Source organism: Streptacidiphilus sp. MAP5-3 (assembly GCF_041262505.1).
Classification (GTDB): domain Bacteria; phylum Actinomycetota; class Actinomycetes; order Streptomycetales; family Streptomycetaceae; genus Streptacidiphilus.
The window spans coordinates 108,882-133,300 of the sequence record NZ_JBGCCL010000016.1 but is presented as its reverse complement, the minus strand read 5'-3'; the positions used below and the strand labels follow the sequence as shown (position 1 = coordinate 133,300).

The following is a 24,419-nucleotide window of genomic DNA, read 5'->3' as shown; positions in this document are numbered from 1 at the left end:
GAAAGCAGGCACGTGCTCAGGGGTGCGGGGACTGCGCGAGAAACCGCCCGGTGCGGATGGCCCTGACCGTTCGGGGACTCACCACCCAGGGTGGCTTGTCGCGCAGTTCCCCGCGCCCCTTATGCGGTTGCAACTACCTGCGGTAGCGAAGCACCCCTCTGCTCGCGCCCACGCGGCGGAGCCGCTCGCTGGCAGAGCCTCGCGCCCCTATCCCGCGCCCCCGTTTATCCCGCGACTCCGTTGCGGACCGCCCACAACGCGGCCTGGGTGCGGTCCTGGAGGTCGAGCTTCATCAGGATGTTGGAGACGTGCGTCTTGACCGTCTTCTCCGAGAGGGTCAGCGCCCGAGCGATCTCGCGGTTGCTGCGGCCGTTGGCGATCAGACCGAGGACCTCCTGTTCGCGGTCGGTCAGCGTGCCGCCGCGGCCCTGGGGCGCCCGGCCCGCCGACTCCTCGGCGAGCAGCGCCTCCGCCAGCTCCGGCTGGAGCAGGACATGGCCCGCGTGGACGCTGCGGATCGCGCCGGCCAAAGCCTCCGGGTCGACGTCCTTGTAGACGTAACCCGCCGCTCCGGCGCGGAGCGCCGGGACGACCGTGCGGTGCTCGGTGAAGCTGGTGACCACCAGAACCTTGGCCGGGTTGCCGCGTTCCTTCAGCATCCGCAACGCGTCGATACCGTCGGTGCCAGGCATCTTGACGTCCATGAGGACCACGTCCGGCCGCAGCTCCTCGGCGCAGGCGACGCCCTCCGCACCGTCCGCGGCCTCGCCGACGACCTCGATGTCCGGCTGGACCTCAAGGAACGTGCGCAGGCCGCGGCGGACGACCTGGTGGTCGTCGACCAGCAGCACCTTGATGGTCGGTTCAGCCACCGGGGACCTCCAGTTCCACCACGGTCCCCGCTCCGGGGGACGAGTCGATGTGCAACGCGCCGCCGACGCCCGCGGCGCGGTCCCGCATGGAGACCAGGCCGAGGTGGCGTCCGGCGCGGCGGGTCTGCTCGGGGTCGAAGCCCTTGCCGTCGTCGGTCACCCGCAGCCGGGCGCCGCGTCCCGAGCCGGACGGGCTGCGCACGGAGCGGAGTTCGACCTCGACCGTGGTCGCGCCGGAGTGGCGCAGGGCGTTGTGCAGCGCCTCCTGGGCGACCCGCAGCAGTGCCTCCTCCTGCCCGGCGGGCAGCGCACCCACGCGGTCGTGGAAGAAGCGGACGTGCGCGGTGTGCGCCCGGTTCAGGACGTCGACCTGGGAGGCGAGGGTCGGTAGCAGACCGTCCTCGTCCAGCGCGGCCGGCCGCAGTTCGACGACCACGCTGCGGAGTTCGTCGGCCGCCTCGGCGGCGAGGCGGGAGACCTCGGCGAGTTCGGCGCGGGCGCGGGCCGGGTCGCGTTCCACCAGGGTGGCGGCGGCCTGCGCGGTGAGCCGGAGCGAGAAGAGCTTCTGGGAGACGGCGTCGTGCAGCTCGTGGGCGATCCGGGCGCGCTCGCCGACCAGGGTGAGCTCGCGACTGCGCTCGTAGAGGCGGGCGTTGAGCAGGGCCAGCGCCGCATGGGCGGCGAGGATCCGGAGCAGTTCCTCGTCGTGGCCGGAGAAGCTCTCCCGTCCCTCCGGGTTGGCCAGGAAGAGCGCACCGAGGATCTCCTCGCCGTCCTGGATCGGGACGCCGAGGAAGGCCTGCATATCCGGGTGCGCGCCGGGCCAGCCGCCGAAGCGCGGGTCCTGGCGGACGTCGGCGAGGCGGGTCGGGTCCGGCTCGTGCAGCATCGCGGCGAGGATGCCGTGCTGGCGCGGCAGCGGGCCGATCGCGCGCCACTGGTCGTCGGAGACGCCGTCGACGACGAACTGGGCGAAGCCGCCGTGGTCGTCGGGCACGCCGAGCGCCGCGTACTGGGCGCCGACCAGGGTGCGGGCGGAGGTGACGATCCGCTGCAGCACCTCGCGCACTTCGAGGTGGCGGCTCATGGCCAGCACGGCGGAGCTGATCGCCTCGATACCGCCGAGGCACCGGTCGCTGGGTCCGTCCTCGTAGGGCGGGCACGCGTCTGTCGACATGCCGTCACCGTACCGCCGGGTGATCCCCGCGGCATCGGACGTCGGGAGGTCGGTCGCACGTCCCATGACCTAGGTCGAAGGGACCCGGGTCGCGAGACCGGTCGCCCGAGGTGGACGGGACCTGCGGCGGCCTAGCTTCGGCGGTATCGGAACCGCACCGCAGCGGGACTCAGCAAGCGGGACTCAGCAACAGGAGGAATCGCCATGGCAGTCGCCATTGTGACGGGGGCGTCGCGAGGACTGGGACGGGCGCTGGCGCTGGCCCTGGCCGAGCGCGGCTGGGACGTGGTCGCGGACGGTCGACACGCCGAAGCGCTCGCCGAGCTCGCCGCCGCGCACGCCCGGATCCACGCGGTCGCGGGCGACGTGACCGATCCCGCTCACCGCAGGGCACTCGTCAGCGCGGCCTGGGACCTGGGCGGCGCGAGCCTGGTGGTCAACAACGCCGGGGTACTGGGGTCGGGGGCGCAGGGGTCCGAACCGCTGGTGACGCTGGCGGAGCAGGACCTGGAGGTGCTGCGCCGCGCGCTCGAGGTCAACGTGCTCGCGCCGCTCGGGCTGACGCAGGAGGCGCTGTCGCAGCTGCTGGCGCACGAGGGCGCGCTGCTCAACATCACCTCCGACGCCGCCGTCGAGGCGTACCCGACCTGGGGTGCGTACGGGGCGACCAAGGCGGCGCTGGAGCAGTGGTCGGCGGTGCTGCAGCGGGAGGAGCCGAGCCTGCGGGTCTGGTGGGTCGACCCGGGCGAGATGAACACGGCGATGTACGCGGCGGCCGACGCGCAGTCGGCGGCGCAGGCACCGCTGCCCGAGGAGCAGGCCGTCCCGGCCCTGCTGGCGCTGGTCACGGACCGGCTGCCGAGCGGCCGGTACACGGCGGCCGGGCTGGCGGCCGAGGCGACAGAGGCCGGGGCGGGGGTGACGCGGTGAGCCGGCTGCGCGGTGTCCAGGTGGCGCCGGAGGCACGGGCAGTGCGGGCGGACGCTCGGGAGGTCGCTCGGGAGGACGACGTGGCGGATGACGTGACGGACGCGGGATTCGTCGACGGTCTCGGCGACTGGGAGCTGCCGCCGGAGCTGGAGGCCGTGGCCCCGCCGGAGGAGCGCGGCGGCAGCGGACGCGACGACGTTCGGCTGATGGTCGCCCGGCGTTCCGGACTGACGGTCACTCACCACGCGTTCCGCGAGCTGCCGCAACTGCTGGAGCCGGGCGACGTGCTGGTGGTGAACACCTCCGCGACGCTTCCCGCCGCCGTCGACGGCCGGGTGACCGACACCGGCGAGCCGGTGGTGGTGCACTTCTCGACCCGGCGCTCGGACGGCGAGTGGGTCGTGGAGCTGCGCACCCCCGACGGCAGGGGGTCCACCCGGCAGCGGACGACGGCTCTGACCGGAGGCGCCCCGGAGGAGGTGACCGTCCGACTCGCCGGGGGCGCGCGGCTGGCGCTGCTCGCGCCGGTCGGCTCTGCAGGCCGGACGGCAGGTGCCCAAGCGCGCCTGTGGCGGGCCTGCTTCGGGGCGACCGACCCGCTGGCGTACCTGGCCCGCTACGGGCGGCCGATCCGCTACTCCTACACCGATGCCGACCGGGATCTGACGGCCTATCAGACCGTCTTCGCCGAGCCGTCACCGCGCGCGGGATCGGCGGAGATGCCCAGCGCGGCAAGGCCGTTCACGGCGGAGCTGGTCACCCGGCTGGTCAGCCGGGGCGTGCAGGTGGTGCCGCTGACCCTGCACACCGGCGTCGCCTCGGTGGAGTCCCACGAACCGCCCTACGCCGAGTGGTTCGAGGTGCCCGAGCCGACCACGCGGGTGGTCAACGCGGCACGGGCGGCGGGCTCGCGCGTCGTCGCCGTGGGCACGACGGCGGTGCGGGCGCTGGAGTCGGCGGCGGACGCGTCCGGCGTGGTCCGGCCGCGCTCGGGGTGGACCGAGGTGGTGATCACCCCGGAGCGCGGGGTGCGGGTGGTGGACGGCCTGGTCACCGGCTTCCACGAACCGCGCGCCTCGCACCTGCTGATGCTGGAGGCCATCGCGGGCCGGGCGCTGCTGGACCGCAGCTACGCGGAGGCACTGCGCGAGGGCTACCTCTGGCACGAGTTCGGCGACCTGCACCTGATCCTCACCCGGTGACAGTGCCTGCCCGGCCCTCAGACCCGAGAACACGTAGCGAGGCCGCATCCCCGCCTATCTGGGGATACGGCCTCGCGGTGTTCCGTCCTGCGGTCAGCGGGTACGCATGACCTCCGGCTCATGCCTGCGCAGCAGCCGGATCACGATGACCCCCAGGACCGCGCTGAGGACGACGAGCGCGCTGCAGTCGATCAGCCACTGGGAAGCGGTGTGCTGCCACATCGAGTCCGGGGAGCCGATAAGACGGCCCAGGTCGATGGTGGTGCCCAGGGCTCCGGCGGCCCACCGGGACGGCATCAACCAGGCGATCTGCTCCAGTCCGGGACTGCCGGCGATGGCGAAGCCGAGGCAGCCGGTGAAGACGACCTGGACGATGGCGAACATCACCAACAGCGGCATGGTCTTCTCGCTGGTCTTGACCAGCGACGAGATGACCAGACCGAACATCATCGAGGCGAAGCTCAGCAGGATGATCGGGATCGTCATCTCGAGGGCCGGGAAAGCCGAGACGATCAACCCGGACGGGAGCTTCCGGGTCGAGAACCCGATACCGCAGATGAGCACGCCCTGCACCACGCTCACCACACCGAGGACCACGACCTTGGACATCAGGTAGGCGCTGCGGGAGAGGCCGACGGCGCGTTCCCGCTCGTAGATCACCCGCTCCTTGATCAGCTCTCGAACCGAGTTGGCAGCTCCGGAGAAGCAGGCGCCGACAGCCATGATCAGGATGATCGTGGGGGCATTCGTGTTGAGGCCTCCCTGGCCCGGGGTGAGGCCGTCCGGCGACGGGATGACCATGCTGACCACACCGAGGACCGCGGGCAGCAGCAGCGACAGCAGCATGAAGCCGCGGTCCGAGGCGATCACCGCCAGGTAGCGGCGTACCAGCGTGGACAGCTGCGAGCCCCAGCTCTGCTGCTTGGGCGGCTGGGTCTGGTGGTGCTGTATCTGCGCGGACTGGGCCTGCACGGCGTCGACGTCGGCCGCGTACATCTGGAAGTGCACCGAGCCGCGGAACCGGCCGCCCCAGTCGTGCTCGGCGTGGTTCTCGAAGGCCTGGAAGACGTCGGCCCAGGCCTCGCACTGGAAGAAGTGCAGGGCCTCCTTCGGCGGACCGAAGTACGCCACCGAGCCGCCCGGGGCCATCACCAACAGCCGGTCGCAGAGCGCGAGTTCGGCCACCGAGTGGGTGACGACCAGGACGGTGCGTCCCTCGTCGGCCAGGTCGCGCAGCATCTTCATGACGTCGCGGTCCATGCCCGGGTCGAGACCGGAGGTCGGCTCGTCCAGGAAGATCAGCGACGGCTTGGTCAGCAGCTCCAAGGCGACCGAGACGCGCTTGCGCTGGCCGCCGGAGAGCGCGGTGATCCGGTTGTCGGCGCGCTTCTCCAGGTGCAGCTCGACCAGCACCTCGTCGACCCGGCGCTGACGCTCGGACTTCTCGGTGTCGCCGGGGAAGCGGAGCTCGGCGGCGTACTCGAGCGCGGTGCGGACGCTCAACTGCGAGTGCAGGATGTCGTCCTGCGGCACCAGACCGATGCGCTGGCGCAGCTCGGCGAACTGCTTGTAGAGGTTACGGCCGTCGTAGAGGACGTCACCGCGGTCGGCCGGACGGTAGCCGGTCAGCGCGCGGAGCAGCGTCGACTTGCCGGAACCGGAGGGGCCGATCACCCCGATGAGCGACTTCTCCGGGACCGCGAAGCTGACGTCGTTGAGCAGGATCTTCTTCTGGCCCTTGTGCTCGACCTCGACGGTCAGGTGACGGGCGGAGAAGGAGACCTCACCGGTGTCGACGAACTCCTCGAGCCGGTCGCCGACCAGACGGAAGGTCGAGTGACCGACACCGACGATGTCCTGGGCGGTCAGCACCTGACGCGAGATCGGCTGACCGTTGACGTAGGTGCCATTGTGGCTCTCGAGGTCGACGATCTCGTAGCGGCCGTCGGTCAGCTGGCGCAGTTCGGAGTGGTGCCGGGAGACCTGCAGGTCGGAGACGACCAGGTCGTTGTCAAGGCCACGACCGATCCGGATGGTCTTCAGACCGGCCGTCAGGTTGCGGACCATGGTCGGGTTGCGCGCGCCGTAGACCGGCGAGGGCACCGGCTGGCCCGGCTGCGGGGCCTGCTGTGACGGCTGTGACTGCTGCGGGGCCTGCTGCTGCCCCGGCTGGGCGTAGCCGGCTGCGGCGTTGTAGGCGGGGGCGGCGTTGTAGCCCGGCCCCGCGTTGTAGCCGGCGGCGGCGTTGTATCCGGCAGCCGCCCCCGCGTCCGCTGCCGGGGCCTGTTGCTGCTGCATCTGCTGTTGGGGCATCTGCTGCTGCGGGACCTGGGCCTGGTAGGGCTGCTGCTGGCCCGGGTACGGCTGGTGCTGGTGTTGTTGTTGCTGCTGCTGCGCAGGCTGCTGAGGCTGTGCGCCGCCGTAGCGCGAGGTGCTCTGGTCGTGCCACGCGGCGGCCTGCTGCGACTGCTGTGCCTGCTGTGCCTGCTGGCCGTGCTGCTGACCCGGGAAGGGCTGCTGGCCGGGCTGTGCCTGCTGCTGAACGGGCTGCTGCTGCACCGGCTGCGCGGCGGGCACTCCGGTGAAGCTCACCCGCGGGCCGTTCTCGGCGTTGCCGAGCAGGATCACCGATCCGTCGCCGAGGTAGACCTGCGTCGTCCGCTGCCCGGCGGCGAAAGTGCCGTTGGTCGAGCCGAGATCCTGGAACAACCAGGCGTTGCCCGCAAAGGAGATGGTGGCGTGTTGCCACGACACCCGGGCGTCGTTGATGCAGAAGTCCGACTGAGGGTTGCGCCCGACGCTGTAACTGCGCCCGGGTTCCAGCGTCGCTCGCTGCCCGTTGATCTCTAGTACAAGTTGCGGCACGGTTGCCTGTCCCACGTTGTTGTCCCCCGAATGAGCCCCTTACGTTTTCAGAGGCAGTGTAGGGATGCTGAACTGCTGGGGGAATCATTCCAGCTCGGTCACCGAACAGAGAACCGGGACCCGTGCCATGACGCCGGACCGTGACACTGTGGCAACCTGACGCCTGGGGGCGGACGTTGCGGTCGTTCGCGCGAGCGTCGGGATGGTGTGGCGATGACGGGGTACGGAAACGCACAGCCAGCGCGCGGAGGCCCAGGCGGGTCGTCGGGGCGCGCGGATTCCGGCCGGACGACGGGGCAGGGCCCCGGTCCGGGACTGGTCCGCGGCGTCGTCTTCAGTGCCATGGCGGCGAGTTGGGCGATCGTCGCGATGGGCGCGATCGGCGCGCTCGGAGTGCACCTGCTCGGGCTCGACCAGAACGCCAACCTGGGGTCCGTCACCGCCGTCCTGGTGTCCATGGCGGTCGGTGGAAAGGTCAACCCCACAGGTGACGTCTCCGTCTTCGGACTTGACGCGGCGGCGGCCCAGGGCGCGATCGACATCCTGCCGCTGGGCCTGACCGTCGTCGGCGCGCTGGTGCTCGGCTGGCTGTTCACCGCCCAGCTGCGGCGAATCGCCGCACCCACTCCGGCCGACCTGCTCGCGCGAGCGGCCGGGGCGGTGGTGGCGTTCCTGGTGCTGCTCACCGTGGTCGCCTGGGCGGGCGACGGCTCCGTCGCACTGAACCTCGGTGGCGGGGGCGGCGGTTCCTCCGGTGGCACCACGGGTGGCACGACCGGTGGCAGCAGCGGCGGCAGTGGTGGCTCCGACGGCGGGATCGGCGGGGCGCTCGGCGGGCTGCTCGGCAACTCCGCCCACTCGGGGGTCCATGCGGGCGGCGGCAGCGGGGGCAGCGGTGGCGGTGACGGCGGCCTGGGCGGTCTATTCGGCGGTCTCGTCGGCAACAGCCAGCAGACGGTGGGCTTCAAGGTCGATCTGCTGCCGACGCTCGGCTTCGGACTGCTGTGGGTGGTGCTGGTGCTCGCCTTCGCCTGTGTCGCGGCCCGGCGCGTCCCACTGCCGACGGCGTGGAGCGGCCTGACCCGGACCGTACGGCCGGTCGCCTCCGCGATCACCACGATCTACCTCGGCACGGTCGCCGTGGGCACCGTCGCGGGCGTCATCGTCGGCCTCACCGGCAACGGCGGGGCGAAGACGATCGGCGGCGCGTTGCTGGCGGCGCCCAACGGCATCTTTCTCGCCATCGCGCTGGGCATGGGCATCCCGCTCAACGGCCAAGCGCGCGGCCCGCTGGCCCACTTCCTGCCGTCCCCCGTCAACCAGTTGCTGGCGGGCGGCGAGGGGAAGACCATCACCGTCTCGTCGCTGGCCTCACTGGACGGCAGGGTCTGGCTGCTGCCGGTCGGCGTGGTGCTGACGCTGTTCGCCGTCGGCGTCTACGCGGCGGTACGGACTCCGCGCCCGCTGACGGGCGTTCCGGGGTCGGTCGGCACCGAGTCGGTCGGCTCCGAGGTGGTCGGCTCCGAGGTGGGCGGTGCGGCTCTGCGCCTGGGCGTGGGGCTGGCGGTGGTCACGCCGGTGCTGCTGATGCTGGCCGACGTCTCGGTCAACGCGAACCTTTCGGTCTTCGGCTTCGACGCGGCGGGCGCCGGGTTGAGCGTGACGGGCAACGTGCTGCTGGCAGTGGTGCTGGGCCTGGTCGAGGGCGCGGTCTTCGGCGCGGTGGGCGCGGCACTGGTCCGCCGCTTCGCGAGCGCGAAGCGCGTCGCGGCGGAAGGCGGCGGTGCGGAAGGCGGCGGTGCGGTGGCGGGGTATCCGGCAGGGCCGGGGTACCCGGCTGCGCCGCCCGCACCCTCCGCGCCGCCGATGCCTGCGCCGCCTTCCCCCGGGCCGCGAGGCGGTTACGGCGGCGGGTATGGCAGCGGGCACGGCGGCGGCTACGGCGGGCTGCCGCAGAGCGCACCCCCGGCGCAGGCGCCACCACAGAGCGGCGGCAATCCGTACGCCAGCCCGAACCCCGGCCCCGCCGGGCCTCCCCCGGCACCCGGCCACCCGCCGCGCCCGGCACCCGGCGGCAACCCCTACGGCGGCCTCCCTCAGCAGGGCCCCGGCCCGGCCGGTCCGCAGCAGCAGCCACCGTCGGAGAACCCGTACCGGTAGGGCCCCCTGGCGTCGGCCCTGCTTCGATGTTCGGCGCGGCACGCAACTACGCTGGGCGCGTGCCGCGTCGACTGCTGAGCGTACGGACCGCCGGGACCGCCCGGATCAACACGGAACTCGCCGCGCTGCGGGCCCGGCTGGAGCTTCCGAACGGCTGGTCGGACGCCGTGCTCGCCGAGGTGGCCGCCGCCTCCGCCGCGCCCGTCCTGCCCGGGTTCGACGCGACGGACCTGCCGCTCTTCACCCTCGACCCGCCCGAGTCGCGCGATCTGGACCAGGCGATGCACCTGGAGCGCCGCCCCGGTGGCGGCTACCGCGTGCACTACGCGATCGCCGACGTCAGCGCCTTTGTCCGGCCCGGCGGCGCGATAGACACCGAGGCCCGGAGGCGGGTCGAGACGCTCTACTTCCCCGACGTCCGGGTCCCCCTGCATCCGCCGCAGCTCTCCGAGGGCGCGGCCAGCCTGCTCCCCGGCCAGGACGCTCCGGCGCTGCTCTGGCAGCTGGACCTGAACGCGGACGGCGAACTGCGCGAGACCCGGCTGCGCCGGGCGCTGGTCCGCAGCCGGGCCAAGCTGAACTACGCGGGTGTCCAGAAGGCCCTCGACACCGGCACCGCCGAGGAGTCGCTGACCCTTCTCGGCGTCATCGGCCCGCTGCGCGAGGAGCGGGAACGCGCCCGTGGCGGGGTCAGCCTGCCGATCCCCGAGCAAGAGGTCGAGGAGATCCCCGGCGACGGCTACACCCTCGCCTACCGCGCACCGCTTCCCGCCGACGGCTGGAACGCGCAGATCTCGCTGTTGACCGGTATGGCCGCGGCCGGGCTGATGCTCGACGGCGGCACGGGCGTCCTGCGCACCCTTCCGGGCGCACCGCCCAGCGCGTTCGAGAAGCTGCACCGGATCGCCCAGGCGCTGCACGTGGACTGGCCGATGGGCCTCCCCTACCCGCAGTTGATCCGCTCGCTCGACCCGCAGCTCCCGGCGCATGCGGCGTTCCTCAACGAGTGCACCGGCCTGCTGCGCGGCGCGGGCTACACCGCCTTCGACGTCCCCGGTGGCGGCGTCGTGCCCGAGAACCCGGCCCACGCGGCGGTCGCCGCGCCGTACGCGCACTGCACCGCTCCCCTGCGGCGGCTGGTCGACCGCTTCGCGGGGGAGGTGTGCGTGGCGCTGACGGCCGGTCAGGAGCCCCCGTCGTGGGTGCGGGAGGCGCTGCCGACCCTGCCCGCGTTGATGGCGTCCGGCGACCGCCGCGCCCACGAGGTCGAGCGGGCCTGCGTGGACCTGGTCGAGGCCGCACTGCTGACGGGCCGTGAGGGCGAGCTCTTCGACGGGATCGTCATCGACGTCGACGAGCGCCATCCGGTGCGCGGCACGGTCCAGCTCTGCGACCCCGCGGTGCGCGCCCCGCTGACCGACGACAACGGCCACGGCCCGCTCCCGCTGGGCGCGGAGATCCGGGTCCGCCTCACCTCCGTCGAACTCTCCCACCCGGCGCTCCGTTTCGTCACGGCGTGAGCCGTGGGGACGGTCGCGGCGGTTGGGGGGTGTTTGCGGGGCGGTCGCGCGGTGGTCGGGCGGCGGTTGGGCGCGTGTTCGGTGCTGACCAGGTGAAACCGCAGCACAGAGGGCCTGTGCCCTTGTACAGTCCAGCCCCGGGGCCACACGAAGACTCTCCGTATGCGTTCCGATGCCTTCCCTTTCCTTCCTTTAGCTCCTTGAGGACTGAGGTCTGTCGTGCCCACGTCGACCGACGAGCAGCAGCAACACCCGCGCCCGGACTCCCCTCCGGCAGCGCACGATCCCGCCCCGGCGGCGGAGGCCCCGGAGACGGCCCCGGGCGAGCCGACCGCGAAGGCCGCGGAGGCCGCAGAGGCTGATGCCGAGGCAGTGGCTGAGACTGAGCCGGAGCTGGACGAGGCAGACGAGCCGGACTCGGGTGACCCGGACGAGCCGGATGCTTCGGATGCTTTGGATGCTTCGGACGAGCCTGATGGCCCGGACGAGCCGGAGCCCGGTGTGCCGGCTGAGCAGGACGATCCGGGCGTCGATGCCGAGGTCACCGATGCCGAGGCCGCCGATCCGGACTCCGACGGCGATTCCGCTGCAGCCGCCGACACCGACACCGGCACCGGCACCGATGTCGATCTCGACACCGAATCAGGTCCCGAAGCCGGTGCCGAAGCAGACACAGGTACCGATGCGGATGCCGCTGCTCTCGACACTGCCGCCGAGATCGAGATCGAGATCGAGACCGCGCCCGCGCCGGAGGCCGGTACCGCTGGCGCGACTTCCGCTACCGCTCCGACTCCGGCTGCGCCTACCCCTGTAGTCGCGGCAACCCCTGCCGCTACGGCTACCCCTGCCGCTGTCTCTGCCGGGGCAGCTGCTCCCGTCGCGTTCGGCGGCCTCACCCCGATCCCCGACGTCACCGGGATGGTCAGCGCGCCTTCGCGCTTCCCGAGGCTGCGGGAGGCGTCCGCCCGGATCGGCCGGAACGCCCGCGACGTACGACTGGCGGTGGCCGATCGCCTGGCCGACGTCAACGTCGGCAACCTCGGCGAACTCGTCGAGCGCTGCCGGGACTTGCTCGCCGATCGGCGCAACGTCCGGATCGCGACCGCCGGCGGGGTCGGGGTCGTCGCCGTGGCCGTCGTGCTGGCGGTGACCCTCGGATCCGGTTCCTCGACCTCGTCGGCCGCAGACTCCGTCGCCGGGGCTCTCGGACATCCGGCCGGCGCCGCACCGTCCGCGCCGCGTCTGAGCCTGACCGTCCCCGCCTCGTTCACCGTGCCCGGACACCTCGCCCTGGCGTGGCCCTCCTCCGGCCAGGCGGCCATCGCGGTCCCGGGCGTCGGACTGCTGGGGAGCAGCGGTCCGGTGGGCACCGCGCAGTCGATCGCGTCCGTCACCAAGACGATGACGGCCTATCTGATCCTCAAGGACCACCCGCTGGCCCCCGGCCAGTCCGGACCGGTCCTCACGATCACCGCCGCCGAGGCCGCGGCGCTTCCCGGCGAGGAGGCGCTGAACCAGTCCCTGGTACCGGTCCGGACGGGAGAACGGTTCACCGAGCGGCAGGCGCTGCAGGCGCTGCTGCTCGCCTCCGCGGACAACATGGCCGAGATCCTGGCCGCCTGGGACGCGGGCAGCGAAAGCCGCTTCGTGACCCGGATGAACGCCATGGCAACGACCCTGGGCATGACCCACACCTGGTTCACCCAGCCCTCCGGCTATCTCGGCACTTCGGTCTCCACGGCGACGGACCTGGTCAAGCTCGGCGAGGCCGCGATCACCGACCCGTCCTTCGCCGACCTCGTCGACGAAACCTCCGCCGTCATCCCCGGCGGCGCGATCCGCAACTACAACGCCCTGCTCGGCCAGGACGGTGTCGACGGCATCAAGACCGGCTCGACCTACTGGGCCGGCGGCTGCCTGCTCTTCTCGGCGCGCACCCGCGTCGCCGGGCACGAGGTCACACTGGTCGGCGCGGTTCTGGGACAGCCGGGCAACATCAGCACCATGCTGCCGAGCGTCTTCGCCGCCACCGCGCGCCTGCTGCACAGCGCCGACCGGGCGCTGGAGCAGGTCACCCCCGTCGGCCAGAGCCGGACCGTCGCGGAACTCTCCGGCGGGGGCAACACGCCCCAGCTCCTCCATGCACCGCACGCCATGACGTTGGTCGGCTGGCCCGGCCTGCATCTGACCCTGCGGTTGGCCGGATCCGCCGCCCAACCTGCACTGCAGGCCCTGACGCCCGACGGCCCGGCCGCGGCCGTCACACCGCTGGTCTCCGGCTGAGGTCGGGACCGGACAGGCCCGGCGGCCCGCTACCATGGTCACCACGGCGGACGAGCCGGCCGGGCGGTCGCGTCGGATCCCTCACGGGATCTGCCGAGGAACGTCCGGGCTCCACAGGGCAGGGTGGTGGCTAACGGCCACCCGGGGTGACCCGCGGGACAGTGCCACAGAAAGCAGACCGCCAGGCGCTTCGGCGCCCGGTAAGGGTGAAACGGTGGTGTAAGAGACCACCAGCGTCCAGGGTGACCTGGACGGCTAGGTAAACCCCACCTGGAGCAAGGTCAAGATGGGCATCGGGTTCGATGCCCTGCGCTGACGCCTGAGGGCTGCCCGCCCGAGTCAGCGGGTAGACCGCTTGAGGCGGCCGGCAACGGCCGCCGTAGATGGATGACCGCCTCCCGCGGCCCGGCAACGGACCGCGGAGACAGAACCCGGCGTACAGGCCGACTCGTCCGCCTCCTGCATTTATGCAGGTCAGAGTATGTATCTGTTCGGGAAGATTCCTTCGGGGCCAATCCGGGGCCAAAACCGTCCTCACCGAACCGATCTTGCGACCACCCCATGCCCCGCATTCTCACGATCTGCAGTCGCATCGATACGTTTACTGTGTGTCGCCAGGGGCGTCGCTGCCCGCGTTCACGCAGGATCTGCCCAGGTCAACGACCTGCGGGATCCCCGACTGTCCGCATCCGCCCACGTGACGCAGTCAATGATCGCGAGCCGGGCGGACGTTTTGGACTGTACTGCGGGCCAGCGACTCCAAACGGCACCACCAACGAAGCCGCGAAAGGCAAGCAAAGGCGCACGGCGTCCCACACCAGTACGGCGTCGGCGACCAGATCCCCGTCGTCTACGACCCGAACGATCCCTCGAACGTCTCGGCCGTCTCGACCGCGGAGGAGGAGTCAGCGCCGGGCAACTTGCTGGACTTTTCCCTCTTCGGAGCGGCCTTCGTAGTCGTGGGTCTATTGACGCTATTGCGAGGAGTTCCCAAGGAGATGGACAGATGGGCTTACAACCGCGACTACCTTCCCGGGGCACGCCGCCGGCCCTCGTCCCCTGAATCGTCGGGGCACGCCCCGGGGACCACTGACTGACGCACCCGCGTGGAAGGACAGTCGCCAGGGGGTGCAGTGCTCGTTCGCGCCGGAACCGTACCCTCGTCCGGCAGCACCCGAACCAACGGCCTGCGGCCCAGCCGTGTGGCGGGACCGCCGCGGGTCAGCCGATGGACCAGGACGCCGATCATCGCCCAGCGGATCATGGTCTCCGCTCGGGCCCGGCTGGCCTCGTAACCCCGGGCCAGCCGACGGTGAGCGGTCAGCCACGAAAACGTGCGCTCCACCACCCACCGCTTCGACTGGATCCCGCGGCCACACCTTGACCTGGTCGACGTGGCACCGCCGCCACCTAGCACACGCAAGCCATTGCCGCTGCAGGCGACGCGACCACCCTTTCGCGCGAAATCCTGACGAACGCCGCTCAGACTCCAACGCGGCCCCGCTACACTCCGGACCATCGGGCCGCTGAGCAGGAAAAAGCAGAACTCTCACTGGAATACATCACCCTGAAGCCCCTAGCGTCGCAGAAGCCGCGGCTCCCGTCGCGCCGCTACTTCACTCCGCGAAATGGCGCAAAATGGGATGGCGCATCAATCCACTCGCGATCCGCATGCCAGTCACACTGAGTCGCAATCACATAACCCGCACCTGAATTCAAGGAAAAGGCAAAATGCGGCTCAGGCGGGACACCAATGCCAATGGCTTCAAATTCCTCCCGCAGCTCCACTCGATCAATCTTCAGATTTGCCATCTCTGCCGAAATATTCATGTGCTGCACATTAGAGAAAAGAATCTCGATTCGCTCATCGGAGTCAAACCTGGGCTCACTCCGGAGGAGCAATCTGGAGTAGCTGAATCCGTAGGCCCAGACCTTGAACTCTCGATCCCACTCAACCAGACGCACCAGAAAACCGCCCATCGAAAGCAGACTCAGATATATGCCACATGTCCAACAGAATGCAGACCTGCCACCCAGCGGCATCTATTGCGCGGCGGACAGGTCTCCCATCATAGCCGGACTGCCCATCAAGTCGATCTGACCGCTGGGCAGTCCGACTGCAGGTCTCAAGGACCGCTCATCCAGCCGCACGGAGGACATTAAAATCAGGCAGATCAATTGGAACCACCCGACCCCCCTGCCAGAAGGTGATGGAATCCCAAGATCTATTACCCAACCTGACAGACTCGCCGAGGATATTCATTTCCCTCTGAGTGGTAATCCAGGGCTTGCCAACCATGCCTTCTTGATAGAAGTCCTCAAATAGCTGCTGCGGCGTACCTGGCTTTCCAGTTGACATCTTGAAGCCGTCAAGCACGACATTGATTCGGCGATCCGGCTGCTCATTCGCTACAGCTCGCACATTTGCCAGAGCATCTTCCATCGAGTTGTCAAGAAAATGCTCGAAGCCATTAGTTTGCGCAAAGTTGCGAAGATCTCCCTCTTTGCGAATTCCAAGGGCCACTTCACACGTGCTGCTGTTGGGAACCAAGATCGGGACGCCGCCCGCCACAACATAGTACGTGTGATAGGCGAGCCCTACTCACCTGCGTTTTCGCAGGCCACGTACGATGCGGGAGTCCGCCGGCGTCCCCAGAAGTGCTCTGGAGTCCGCTGGTGTTGCCGTCAGCGTTGCCGTCAGAGGTATAGACCTCTGGGGGTGGAATTACTTAAGGAATTTCTCCAACGTCTCCACCGACCAATCGGCCTGGCGGAGGATCGACCGGAGCGTCCCGGCTGCAAGGTCATGATGCAGGGGGACGATGACGGTCCGGCCTTCGGTGCGGTACTTGGCGTGGCTGCCGCGAGTCGAGACGTGCTCGAAGCCGCCGCGCATCAACGCCTTGCCGACCTCGGCCCCGGACAGTCCGTGCGGGACGGCGGGGCTCATGCGACGCGGACCTCAATCGGCGCGGTGATCACGTCGTAGACCTCGGGAGCGGGCTCGTCCTCGAAGTAGAGCTCCAGGGCTTCGCGGAGGTTCCCCATGGCTTCCTCGATGGTGCGGCCCTGGCTGGTGACCTCGACCTGGAGGCATCGGGCGACGTACCACTCACCCTCGTGGGTGATCGCCGCTGTGAGGTGCAAGGCGTGCTGCGTCATGCCGCCAGTCTGGCATGCGGGCCTTCGACCTGTCTGCGCTCGCCGCGTCTGCGCCGGCACTCCGAGCGCGTGCCGATCTTCGGCAGATGCGGGCCTGAGTGGGGTGGTTCCTCCTCGATCGGGCAGCTTTGCCGAACCGGGGTTCTCCCAGGGCCGCCAGGCTCACAGCGTGACCCTTGGGCTTGGCCTGGCGGCCCTGGGAGGTTCTCGGTACGCCTCCGGGGCTCGATCGGGGAGGAACCGCACCGCGCCACCGCCCATAACCCCCTCCCTCCCGCACCCTCTCCCCCTCGGTTCGTCGCTCCTTGAGAAGGGCCGGGGTTTGGGGCGGAGCCCCATGACGTGCACCCTGCTGGCGGCGATGGTCACGGCTGCGGGGCACCACGCCTCGCGGAAACGAGTCCGCCTGTACTGCGTGCCTTCCGCCAGGGCTGTCGCGGTCCCGCCCCGGCCCGACCGGTGCCCTGGACGCACCCCGTACCCGTCCCGGCGGTGGGTGCTTGAAGCAAATCGTTGGTGAGCTCAGCCATGCAGCCCCGGACTGTTGATCCCCCTTGTCCTTCTCTGCCGAGGGGGAGGCCACCGCCGGCGTCGCCCGCACGGGGCGCAGACAGGAGTGCGGGCGGGCGTCGGCGGGTGGCCGACGCCCGCGTAGCAGTGTGAATGTCCAGACCGTGAGGTCGCCGATCAGTTATTCGCTCTGCCCGTGTGTCCGTGGTAGCTGCTGCGGGACTCGTCCCGCGTCGATTTCCTGCTCTCCGCTCCCTGCGGCTGGCGGAGCGCGGACCTGCGGTAGCGACCGGGGAGAGGGCGCCGATCGGGCCGGGGCGGGACCGGGGCAGTCAACGGCGGGAAGGTCAGCAGGGACGGGAGCCCGTAGCGCGCGAGCGGAGCGAGCGCCTTGATTCAGTAGCGAAAATCGTAACCACACCGCAGGTTGGGCACACGCAGGTTGGGCGCAGGTTGGGCAATGGCTCGGATGATCAAGCTCGGCATAGCCGACTGACATTCCCACCGCCTACAGTGGTTCGTACCAGTGATCAGAGCGGGACGTGGAGGGACATGGGCGAGACCACGGCGCGAGTTGAGGACACCATCCGTGGATGGATCAGCGATGGCACGTTGCAGCCTGGCGGGAAGCTGCCCTCTGAGCGCGTGCTCGCTGATGAGCTGTCAGCCGGTAGGACCACCGTCCGCCTGGTCCTCGCCAAGCTGACCGCTGAGGGACTGATTCGCGCAGAGCATGGCCGGGGCTACTTCATCAGCTCCAACGCCGAGGGGGCGTAGTCGTGACCGATCAGGGGGAGCCGCTGGAGTCGTGGAAGATCCATGGAGAGCGGACGGTCTATGACAATCAGTGGGTCAAACTGACCTTGGTGGACGTTGAGCCGCCTGGCGTCGAGCGCTTTGAGCACCACGTCGTGCGGCTGAACCGTGTGGCGATCTCCGCTGTCCTGGACGACGAAGACAGGGTGCTGATGCTGTGGCGCTACCGCTTCGTCCCGGACCAGTGGGGCTGGGAACTCCCCGGCGGCATCGTGGATGCTGGCGAAGACGGCTTGACTGCGGCTCTCCGGGAGATCGAGGAGGAGACCGGCTGGCGGGCCGATGGCCTAGAGCACGTCGTGACCTTTCAGCCCATGGTGGGCATGGTCGACTCCCCGCACGAGATCTTTGTCGGCAAGGGTGCTCGGCTCGTGGGCGAGCCGGAAGGCGGGGAGGAGGCTGGCCGCGTCGCTTGGGTGCCTCTCTCGGAGATCCCCGGCATGATGGCGTCGGGTGAGCTGATGGGGGCGGGAACCCTTGTCGCCTTGCTGCACGTCCTGGCTTCGCGCGCCGGAACCGCCGCTAGATAGAGCGCGTCAACCGCTCGATCCGGGTTCGCTGTCGGACCGAGCCTGTACGTCCGGCCAGCAGTCGAGCCTGTCGCAGATGCTCGGCTGCTTGGTCCATCTCGCCACGCGTGATGTGCGCCTGGGCGAGATCGGCACGCAGTCCTGCGGTCGCCCGAACGAAACTCGGGTCCATCCGGTCGAGTGCCGCGTAGAGATCTCCCACGGCGTCGTCCTCTCCGAGGAGAGCGAGCACGTTCCCTCGCCAGCGGGCGAGATGCGTCCCGTTGAGGAAGATGCTCAGCATGTCCGGGTCCCGCGCCTCATCGCCCGCGGGAAGGACTGAGGCGGCTCGGTCCAGTGCTCGGCGGGCCTCGTCGGGCTTCCCAGCCTTCGCGCAGATCTCCGCTTCGGTCGCATGAAGCCACGCTGCCAGCCTCGGGGAAGTCCGTCCCCTGCCGGTCTCCTGGGCGTCTCGGACGAGTTCGACGGCCAGCTCGGGCCTGCCCGCGTCTGTCAGCACGTATGCCTGCTCAGCGGTTGCGTGCGCCAGGTACATCGGTTCGTTGGACTCCAGCGCTGCCCGCTTCGCCAACTCGTAGTGACGCCAAGCTCGTTCGACGGCACCAACGTCAAGGGCCTGCCATGCCGCCAAGGTGGACGCGCCGGCCAACGCCCGCGCGATCGGCCCTCGGACACCGGGGAGGATTGCGAACGTCAACGCGTCTTCCAGCCGCGTGAGGTGCGCGCCCATCTGGTCAACCAGTCCTGATGCTCCGAGCTGGCGATCGAAGCTGCGCAGCAACTCGGTCTGCTCAAGGAACGTGTCCACCATGCCAACGCTCAGGCTGCGGGACGACTCGATCCGGTTCAGGAGGTCGTCGTAGCCGTCCGCGACCGGCGGGGCCCCGGGGTCCGTGCTGCCGAGCAACTCGGCATCGGTGAGCCCCAGTATGGACCGGAGTATCCCGACGTACTGCCCGGAGATCTGGCGCTTGCCGTTCTCCCACTCGGAGACATAGACCTTCAGGCTCGCTCTCGAAGCCACGTTGATCAGGTGCCGTCGGGCGTACGTCTCGATCTCGTGGATCAGCCGCTCTTGCGACCATCCGCGAGCCTTCCGAGCTTGTCGTAGCTGCTGGGACATGTGGGCACCCCGTGGCAAATCAGTTCGCTGACTGTCAGCAGCATGCATCACCTGATCACGATCCGTCAGGAGTTAACAAAACTGGGTTAACCCCAGCTAGCTACCGGGGGCACCCCTTCCGGAAGTTCCATAGAGGCAGCAGAAGTTGACAACCCATCTGATGCGGTGGGGGTTGACACTGGTGCGCACCAGTTGTTCACTACTGGTACGCACCAGTTGCTACCCGGAAATGCAGTGGGGACGGCACTCCAGCCGCCAAGCCGTCGCCGTCCCCGTCGCCCCTCTTCCAAGGGAGTTCCATCATGCCTGCAACGCTGCCCGTCACGCTTGCCTCCGCTGCCGCGTTCTCCTCGGAGCTGGCGGACCTGACCGAGACCGAGCTGATCGCGGCCATCCACGCCTCAGACTACGAGATGACGGTGAACCCCGACCCGTCCGAGCTGGCCGCCTACGCGGTGCAGGGCCTGCGGTTCCGGGGTCGCCTCGGCATCGCCCAGGACGCCATCCAGCTCCTGAGCTACTGGCTGACCACCGCCCAGCAGGAGCACCACAGCGCCGCCAAGGTGGCCAAGATCCGGGCAGCGCACAGCGAGAGCTTCGACGCCGACCTGATCATCCACATCTCGTTCGTGGTGCAGAGCAAGCGCCGGGAGATCCGCTCGACCCGGACCGGTCACGGCTGCCCGGTCTGCGGCGACTTCCACGGGCAGATCAACCCCGAGTGTGCCGCCGAGTTCGCTTCCCGCTCGTGGCTGTCCTGCCCGGAGTGCGAGGGCACCGGATGGGACTCGACCGGCATGGAGATCTACTGCCGGATCTGCGGCGGCTCGAAGCTGGTCGAGGCCGCTGACCCCGCCGGGGCGGTGGCTGCGTGACCTACGCCCTTCCCGCTGACGAGTCGGAGCGCGCCGCCATCTTGGACCTGGCGCGCCTGGCTCGTCGGGGCGACGTGCCCCGTCAGGTGGAACTGATCCGCCGCACTGGGGGCTGCTCGCACCCGATCCACCTGCAAGGCTTCCGCACCCTGCTGCACGGCCCGACCGGGCAGGTTCTCCACCGGTACGCCACGGACTCCGAGCCGGACGGCCGAATCAAGGTCGCCTGCGGCAACCGCCGGGCCTCGCGCTGCCCCGCCTGCTCGCGCACCTACGCCGCCGACACCTACCACCTGATCCGCGCCGGGCTCATCGGCGACGAGTCCAAGGGCGTCCCCGCCACGGTCCGGGATCACCCGCGCGTCTTCGCCACCCTGACCGCGCCGTCCTTCGGCCCGGTCCACAACCGTCCCGACTCCGGGGCCTGCCGCTGCGGCACCGCCCACCTGACCGGAGACCCGATCCTCGGCACCCCGCTCGACCCTGAGCGCTACGACTACGCCCACGCGGTGCTGTGGAACAACCAAGCCCCGGCCCTGTGGCGGAGGTTCACGATCTGTCTGCGCCGGAAGCTGGCCAAGGCCGCCGGGCTCACACTCAAGGACTTCAACGACGTGGCCCGCGTCAGCTTCGGCAAGGTCGCCGAGTACCAGCGCCGGGGCGCGGTCCACTTCCACGCCGTGATCCGCATCGACGGACCGGACGGTGCCGACAGCCCTCCGCCCGCCTGGGCCACGGTCGCCCTGCTCGATCGCGCGATCCGTGAGGCGGCTCGGGACTCCTACGTGCCGGTCGGCCCGTTCGCCGGTCGCCCGGAGGTCGTGGAGCGCTACGAGACCGTGCCCGCGATCCCCGCCCAACCGTCCCGCGTCATGCGCTGGGGCGAGCAGATCGACGTGCGCCCCATCCAAGCCTTCGGCGACGGCTCCGAGATCACCGAACAGGCTGTCGCCTCGTACGTGGCCAAGTACGCAACCAAGGCCGCCGAGAGCACCGAGAGCGTGGACCGTCGACTGATCGACCGCAGCGAGGTGGAGCGCTACGACGTGCCCGCGCACACGCGGCGCCTGATCGAGACGTGTTGGGACCTGGACGGGGCCTACCCGGAACTGCTGCTCGCGCACTGGTCTCACATGCTCGGCTTCCGGGGTCACTTCTCGTCCAAGTCCCCGAGCTACTCGACCACGCTCGGCGCGCTGCGGCAGACCCGGACGGACTTCCGCGCCGCCCAGGCCCGCGAGGAACTGCGCGAACGACTGCTCGAACAGGGTCTGCCCGACCTGGACGACCTGCCCGACGAAGAGACCTTGGTGCTCGCGCACTGGAGCTTCGCCGGGTCCGGACTCACACCGGGTGAATCCCTGCTCGCCGCCGGGATCGCCCGCGACATCTACGAGAACCGCGTCACCGCCCGCGAAGAACTCGCCTACCTCGAATCGGAAGGAGACATGCCCGACCATGCCCGATGAACTGCTCACCGTTCCGGAGGTGATGACCCGTCTCAAGGTCGGCCGCTCCACGGTCTATGACCTGATCCGCCGCCGCGAACTGTCCTCGATCACCATCGGCCGCGCCCGCCGCATCCACCCGGACGCCCTACGGGCCTACCTCGCCAACCGAACGGAGGCGGCTGCCTGATGCCCACCCCCAGGAAGAATCGCGCCAACGGCGACGGCACCGTCTACCAGCGCAAAGACGGCCGCTGGGAGGCCGCCGGATACGTACTTGCCACGGACGGCACCCGCACCCGCATCCGTGTCTACGGCCGCACCCGCAAGGAAGCCTTCGACAAGCTCACCACCGCCCTCGCAGCCAGCAACGAGGGCATCCCCGTCAGCACGGAGACACTGACGGTCGGCCAGTACCTGACCTACTGGCTCGACTATGTCGCCGCCGACCGGCTGCGCCCCACGACCCACCGCCAGTACACCGTCTGCATCGCGAAGTACATCATCCCGGCCCTCGGCAGCAAGAAGCTCGCCCGGCTCACCACCCGCGACGTGCGGACCTGGCTCGACCGCCTCCGCGTCACCTGCCAGTGCTGCGCCAACGGCACCGACGCCAAACGGCATCCCAACCGCTACTACCCCCACCGCGTCCCCCGCTGCTGCGCCATCGGCCAGTGCTGCGGCAAGCGCCTCGCTCCCCGCACCCTTCAGTACGTTCACGCCGTCCTCGGCTCGGCTCTCCAGCACGCCGTTCGCGAGGAACGCATCACCCGCAACGTCGCCCGCGCGGTCCAGCTCGGACCGATCCGGCCCCGCCGCTTCGAGCCGCTGACCTCCGAAGAGGCCCGACGCTTCCTCAAGACAGCCCGAGACGATCGACTTCACGCCCTGTGGGAGCTCGCCCTGCGCACCGGCATGCGCCGCGGCGAACTCCTCGGCCTCACCTGGTCCGACCTCGACACCCGCGCTCGAACTCTCGACATCCGCCGAACCCTCCAGCACGCCCCCGCCGGCGGCGGCACCGCGCTCTACCCCACCAAGACCCTGGCCTCCGAGCGGCGCATCGCCCTCCCCGACGCCTGCATCACCGCCCTGGCCCAGCACCACCGCGCGCAGCAGGCAGAACGCCGCGCTGCCGGGGCGGACTGGCACGAATCGGGGCTGATCTTCACCACCCCGGACGGGAGTCCCTTGCTGCCGACCTCGGTCACCGCGCACTTCCGGGTGTTGCTCGGCCACGCGGGCGTACGCCGCACCCGGTTTCACGACCTCCGGCACACCTGCGCCACCCTGCTCCTGGAGCAGGGCGTGGAGCTCGTCGTGATCAAGAACCTACTCGGCCACGCGCACATCTCCATTACCGCCGAGATCTACGCACACGTCCGTCTCCGCCTCCAACGCGACGCCATCGAAGCCCTCGGCAACGCGCTCACCGACCCCGACGACGACGGCCCCGAAGACGACGAACCCCCAGCTTGTGGGATCACCGTCCGCTGACGTTGCCGTCAGCGTTGCCGTCAAGCCACCCGCACACGCCACAGCGCCCCGCCAGAAAAACTCTGGCGGGGCGCTGTTCTGTGCAATCTGACGAGAAGCTCTAACTCGATGCTACGTGATGATAGTCGACTATTCTCGCACACCAAAGAGGATCTCTTCACTGCCTAGCTGGGAAATCAACCCAACGGCGGCGTCGCGAGCCGCCTTCTCGCGACGCATAGCAGCTGGATACGCATCTTCAGCCACTTCGCGACAGGCCGCCAGCTTGCCATAGAGCCCTTCAGCCTTCCGATAGCGCTGACTGCCCGCTTCGTCGAAGTGGATGGTAAGACCTTCAATCCTCTCCACCATTGGACCCAACTCGCCGTCCAATCTCCCACCTTCAAGGGCAGAAATTGCGAGATCGCAGAACTGCCGCAGGAGCATCAACTCCTGAGCCTCCGACAGAACTCCAAAGACGATGCGACTTCTCAGCGGCCAACCGGAGAGTGTGATGTATTCATCTTCTGGTGTTCCGCCGTCACCGCTCAGCGCAGGACAAATCCATTGTGTCTGCGAATCACCACGCTGAAAGCTCTCAAGATCGGCAACGAGAAGGTCTTCCACCTCCCCGGCCTCGATCGACTGCGCGCCCGTTGCCTGCAGGCACAGCACAGCATCATCACTGGTCAGGGGCACATAGATGCGCGCCAGAAGGCCGGCTACAAGCGTGCGCTGATCGTTCATGGCGTCGTTCCAATCCTCACCTAGCCACACCTGAGCGGAGCATACATCGGAGAGCTTGCCAGCTCATGCAGTCCAACGCGGGTCGCCTCACAAGCCGAGGCTATGAGGCGACCCGACCACGCTACGGCAACGCTCCACCTGGGCCTATTCGCCCCTGCTGCCACAGGTTGACGCCCTCATGGTAGACCTCCCGCCAGGATTGACCAGTTGGGACAGTATTGGCCCAGTCCTCATAATTCTCCGGCCCACCGACACGCTCGGTCATATAGCGCTCAAGCGTCAAGGCATCGTCCCGAGTATCAAAATTCCGCACGATGGTCATTTGATACTTCCCGCCGTACTGTGCACTCCAGCTCTCGAAATCTCCGAGCGAGTACCTACCAGCAGGATCGTTGGTAATACCCCACTTCAAGATGTCTCCATTCGAGGTGCCATGGATGACATACAGCGAGGTCTGACCCTTGTCCGGATAGTTACCGACAATGGGCTTCGAGGTATTGGGGATATTTCCACTCTTCGCCCCACCAGGAGGGCAGCCAAGCGTGTTGTGGACCAAGATCGGGGTCGATCCGGCCATCACATAGTACGTGTGATAGGCGACCCCTCCCCGCCTGCGTTTTCACAGGTCAGCGGGAAACTATCTGTCCACTGACGTCCATGGAAGTGCGCTGGTGTCCGCCGTCGTTGCCGTCAGCGTTGCCGTCAGAGGTCTACACCACTGCG

Annotated in this window: 20 protein-coding genes, 1 other RNA gene and 2 pseudogenes; 12 read left to right on the top strand and 11 right to left on the bottom strand. The window is 69.3% G+C overall.

What is annotated here, in order from left to right:
* Window positions 1–224 precede the first annotated feature (224 nt).
* Both ABH928_RS23320 and ABH928_RS23315 read right to left on the bottom strand, forming a co-directional pair.
* Window positions 225–872, bottom strand: coding sequence for a response regulator (locus ABH928_RS23320; protein WP_370069574.1), 648 nt, complete (start codon window positions 870–872; stop codon window positions 225–227).
* Window positions 865–2,049, bottom strand: a complete 1,185-nt coding sequence (locus ABH928_RS23315) for a GAF domain-containing sensor histidine kinase (RefSeq protein ID WP_370069572.1) — start codon at window positions 2,047–2,049, stop codon at window positions 865–867. The genes ABH928_RS23320 and ABH928_RS23315 overlap by 8 nt, the downstream gene beginning before the upstream one ends.
* 204 nt (window positions 2,050–2,253) lie before the next feature.
* Between ABH928_RS23315 and ABH928_RS23310 the strand changes: the two genes are divergently transcribed.
* The gene (locus ABH928_RS23310; RefSeq protein ID WP_370069570.1) at window positions 2,254–2,979 is read left to right on the top strand and encodes an SDR family NAD(P)-dependent oxidoreductase; all 726 of its coding nucleotides are present in this window, start codon (window positions 2,254–2,256) and stop codon (window positions 2,977–2,979) included.
* An 80-nt stretch (window positions 2,980–3,059) separates the two neighbouring features.
* Window positions 3,060–4,181, top strand: a complete 1,122-nt coding sequence (locus ABH928_RS23305) for an S-adenosylmethionine:tRNA ribosyltransferase-isomerase (RefSeq protein WP_370069568.1) — start codon at window positions 3,060–3,062, stop codon at window positions 4,179–4,181.
* Between the two features lie 93 nt (window positions 4,182–4,274).
* Here the strand turns inward: ABH928_RS23305 and ABH928_RS23300 are convergent, their stop codons facing one another.
* Window positions 4,275–7,061 (bottom strand): FHA domain-containing protein, encoded by a 2,787-nt coding sequence (locus ABH928_RS23300; RefSeq protein ID WP_370069566.1) that lies wholly within the window; start codon window positions 7,059–7,061, stop codon window positions 4,275–4,277.
* A gap of 198 nt (window positions 7,062–7,259) precedes the next feature.
* Here ABH928_RS23300 and ABH928_RS23295 point away from each other — a divergent pair, with 198 nt between their 5' ends.
* The 5 genes from ABH928_RS23295 (at window position 7,260) to ABH928_RS23275 (ending at window position 14,106) form a co-directional block, all read left to right on the top strand.
* A complete protein-coding gene (locus ABH928_RS23295) occupies window positions 7,260–9,206 on the top strand; it encodes a streptophobe family protein (protein ID WP_370069564.1) in 1,947 nt (648 codons plus the stop codon).
* Between the two features lie 59 nt (window positions 9,207–9,265).
* The gene (locus tag ABH928_RS23290) at window positions 9,266–10,726 is read left to right on the top strand and encodes an RNB domain-containing ribonuclease (RefSeq protein ID WP_370069562.1); all 1,461 of its coding nucleotides are present in this window, start codon (window positions 9,266–9,268) and stop codon (window positions 10,724–10,726) included.
* Between the two features lie 219 nt (window positions 10,727–10,945).
* Window positions 10,946–13,009, top strand: a complete 2,064-nt coding sequence (locus ABH928_RS23285; protein ID WP_370069560.1) for a hypothetical protein — start codon at window positions 10,946–10,948, stop codon at window positions 13,007–13,009.
* Between the two features lie 51 nt (window positions 13,010–13,060).
* Window positions 13,061–13,464: RNase P RNA component class A (rnpB, locus tag ABH928_RS23280), an RNA gene on the top strand.
* A gap of 288 nt (window positions 13,465–13,752) precedes the next feature.
* On the top strand, window positions 13,753–14,106 hold the full coding sequence (locus ABH928_RS23275) for a DUF3592 domain-containing protein (RefSeq protein ID WP_370069642.1): 354 nt from the start codon (window positions 13,753–13,755) through the stop codon (window positions 14,104–14,106).
* Window positions 14,107–14,225: 119 nt separating this feature from the next.
* Here ABH928_RS23275 and ABH928_RS23270 read toward each other — a convergent pair.
* From ABH928_RS23270 to ABH928_RS23250, 5 genes and pseudogenes are all read right to left on the bottom strand, one after another.
* Window positions 14,226–14,366, bottom strand: a pseudogene (locus ABH928_RS23270) (IS5/IS1182 family transposase); the annotation flags it as partial.
* A 254-nt stretch (window positions 14,367–14,620) separates the two neighbouring features.
* Window positions 14,621–14,989 (bottom strand): hypothetical protein, encoded by a 369-nt coding sequence (locus ABH928_RS23265; protein WP_370069558.1) that lies wholly within the window; start codon window positions 14,987–14,989, stop codon window positions 14,621–14,623.
* 157 nt (window positions 14,990–15,146) lie between these two features.
* Window positions 15,147–15,533 (bottom strand): hypothetical protein, encoded by a 387-nt coding sequence (locus ABH928_RS23260; RefSeq protein WP_370069556.1) that lies wholly within the window; start codon window positions 15,531–15,533, stop codon window positions 15,147–15,149.
* A 201-nt stretch (window positions 15,534–15,734) separates the two neighbouring features.
* Entirely contained in the window at window positions 15,735–15,959 is a 225-nt protein-coding gene (locus ABH928_RS23255) for a type II toxin-antitoxin system HicA family toxin (RefSeq protein ID WP_370069554.1), read from the bottom strand.
* The gene (locus ABH928_RS23250; RefSeq protein ID WP_370069552.1) at window positions 15,956–16,171 is read right to left on the bottom strand and encodes a type II toxin-antitoxin system HicB family antitoxin; all 216 of its coding nucleotides are present in this window, start codon (window positions 16,169–16,171) and stop codon (window positions 15,956–15,958) included. The genes ABH928_RS23255 and ABH928_RS23250 overlap by 4 nt, the downstream gene beginning before the upstream one ends.
* A gap of 1,062 nt (window positions 16,172–17,233) precedes the next feature.
* On the opposite strand from ABH928_RS23250, the pseudogene ABH928_RS23245 reads away from it, so the two are divergent.
* Window positions 17,234–18,027, top strand: a pseudogene (locus ABH928_RS23245) (NUDIX domain-containing protein).
* On the opposite strand, the gene ABH928_RS23240 reads toward ABH928_RS23245, so the two are convergent.
* On the bottom strand, window positions 18,020–19,150 hold the full coding sequence (locus ABH928_RS23240) for an XRE family transcriptional regulator (protein ID WP_370069550.1): 1,131 nt from the start codon (window positions 19,148–19,150) through the stop codon (window positions 18,020–18,022). The pseudogene ABH928_RS23245 and the gene ABH928_RS23240 sit on opposite strands and share 8 nt — an antisense overlap.
* A 302-nt stretch (window positions 19,151–19,452) precedes the next feature.
* Between ABH928_RS23240 and ABH928_RS23235 the strand changes: the two genes are divergently transcribed.
* The 4 genes from ABH928_RS23235 to ABH928_RS23220 are packed head-to-tail and all read left to right on the top strand — an operon-like array spanning window position 19,453 to window position 22,970.
* The gene (locus ABH928_RS23235) at window positions 19,453–20,025 is read left to right on the top strand and encodes a hypothetical protein (protein ID WP_370069548.1); all 573 of its coding nucleotides are present in this window, start codon (window positions 19,453–19,455) and stop codon (window positions 20,023–20,025) included.
* Window positions 20,022–21,494 (top strand): replication initiator, encoded by a 1,473-nt coding sequence (locus ABH928_RS23230; protein WP_370069546.1) that lies wholly within the window; start codon window positions 20,022–20,024, stop codon window positions 21,492–21,494. The genes ABH928_RS23235 and ABH928_RS23230 overlap by 4 nt, the downstream gene beginning before the upstream one ends.
* Window positions 21,484–21,663 carry a helix-turn-helix domain-containing protein gene (locus ABH928_RS23225; RefSeq protein ID WP_370069544.1) on the top strand — a complete coding sequence of 60 codons (180 nt, stop codon included), beginning with the start codon at window positions 21,484–21,486 and terminating at the stop codon, window positions 21,661–21,663. Before ABH928_RS23230 ends, ABH928_RS23225 begins: the two co-directional genes overlap by 11 nt.
* Window positions 21,663–22,970 carry a tyrosine-type recombinase/integrase gene (locus ABH928_RS23220; RefSeq protein WP_370069542.1) on the top strand — a complete coding sequence of 436 codons (1,308 nt, stop codon included), beginning with the start codon at window positions 21,663–21,665 and terminating at the stop codon, window positions 22,968–22,970. The genes ABH928_RS23225 and ABH928_RS23220 overlap by 1 nt, the downstream gene beginning before the upstream one ends.
* A 129-nt stretch (window positions 22,971–23,099) precedes the next feature.
* Here the strand turns inward: ABH928_RS23220 and ABH928_RS23215 are convergent, their stop codons facing one another.
* On the bottom strand, window positions 23,100–23,696 hold the full coding sequence (locus ABH928_RS23215) for a hypothetical protein (protein ID WP_370069540.1): 597 nt from the start codon (window positions 23,694–23,696) through the stop codon (window positions 23,100–23,102).
* Between the two features lie 121 nt (window positions 23,697–23,817).
* Complete coding sequence (locus ABH928_RS23210; protein ID WP_370069538.1) at window positions 23,818–24,273, bottom strand: hypothetical protein; 456 nt, start codon at window positions 24,271–24,273, stop codon at window positions 23,818–23,820.
* Window positions 24,274–24,419 lie beyond the last annotated feature (146 nt).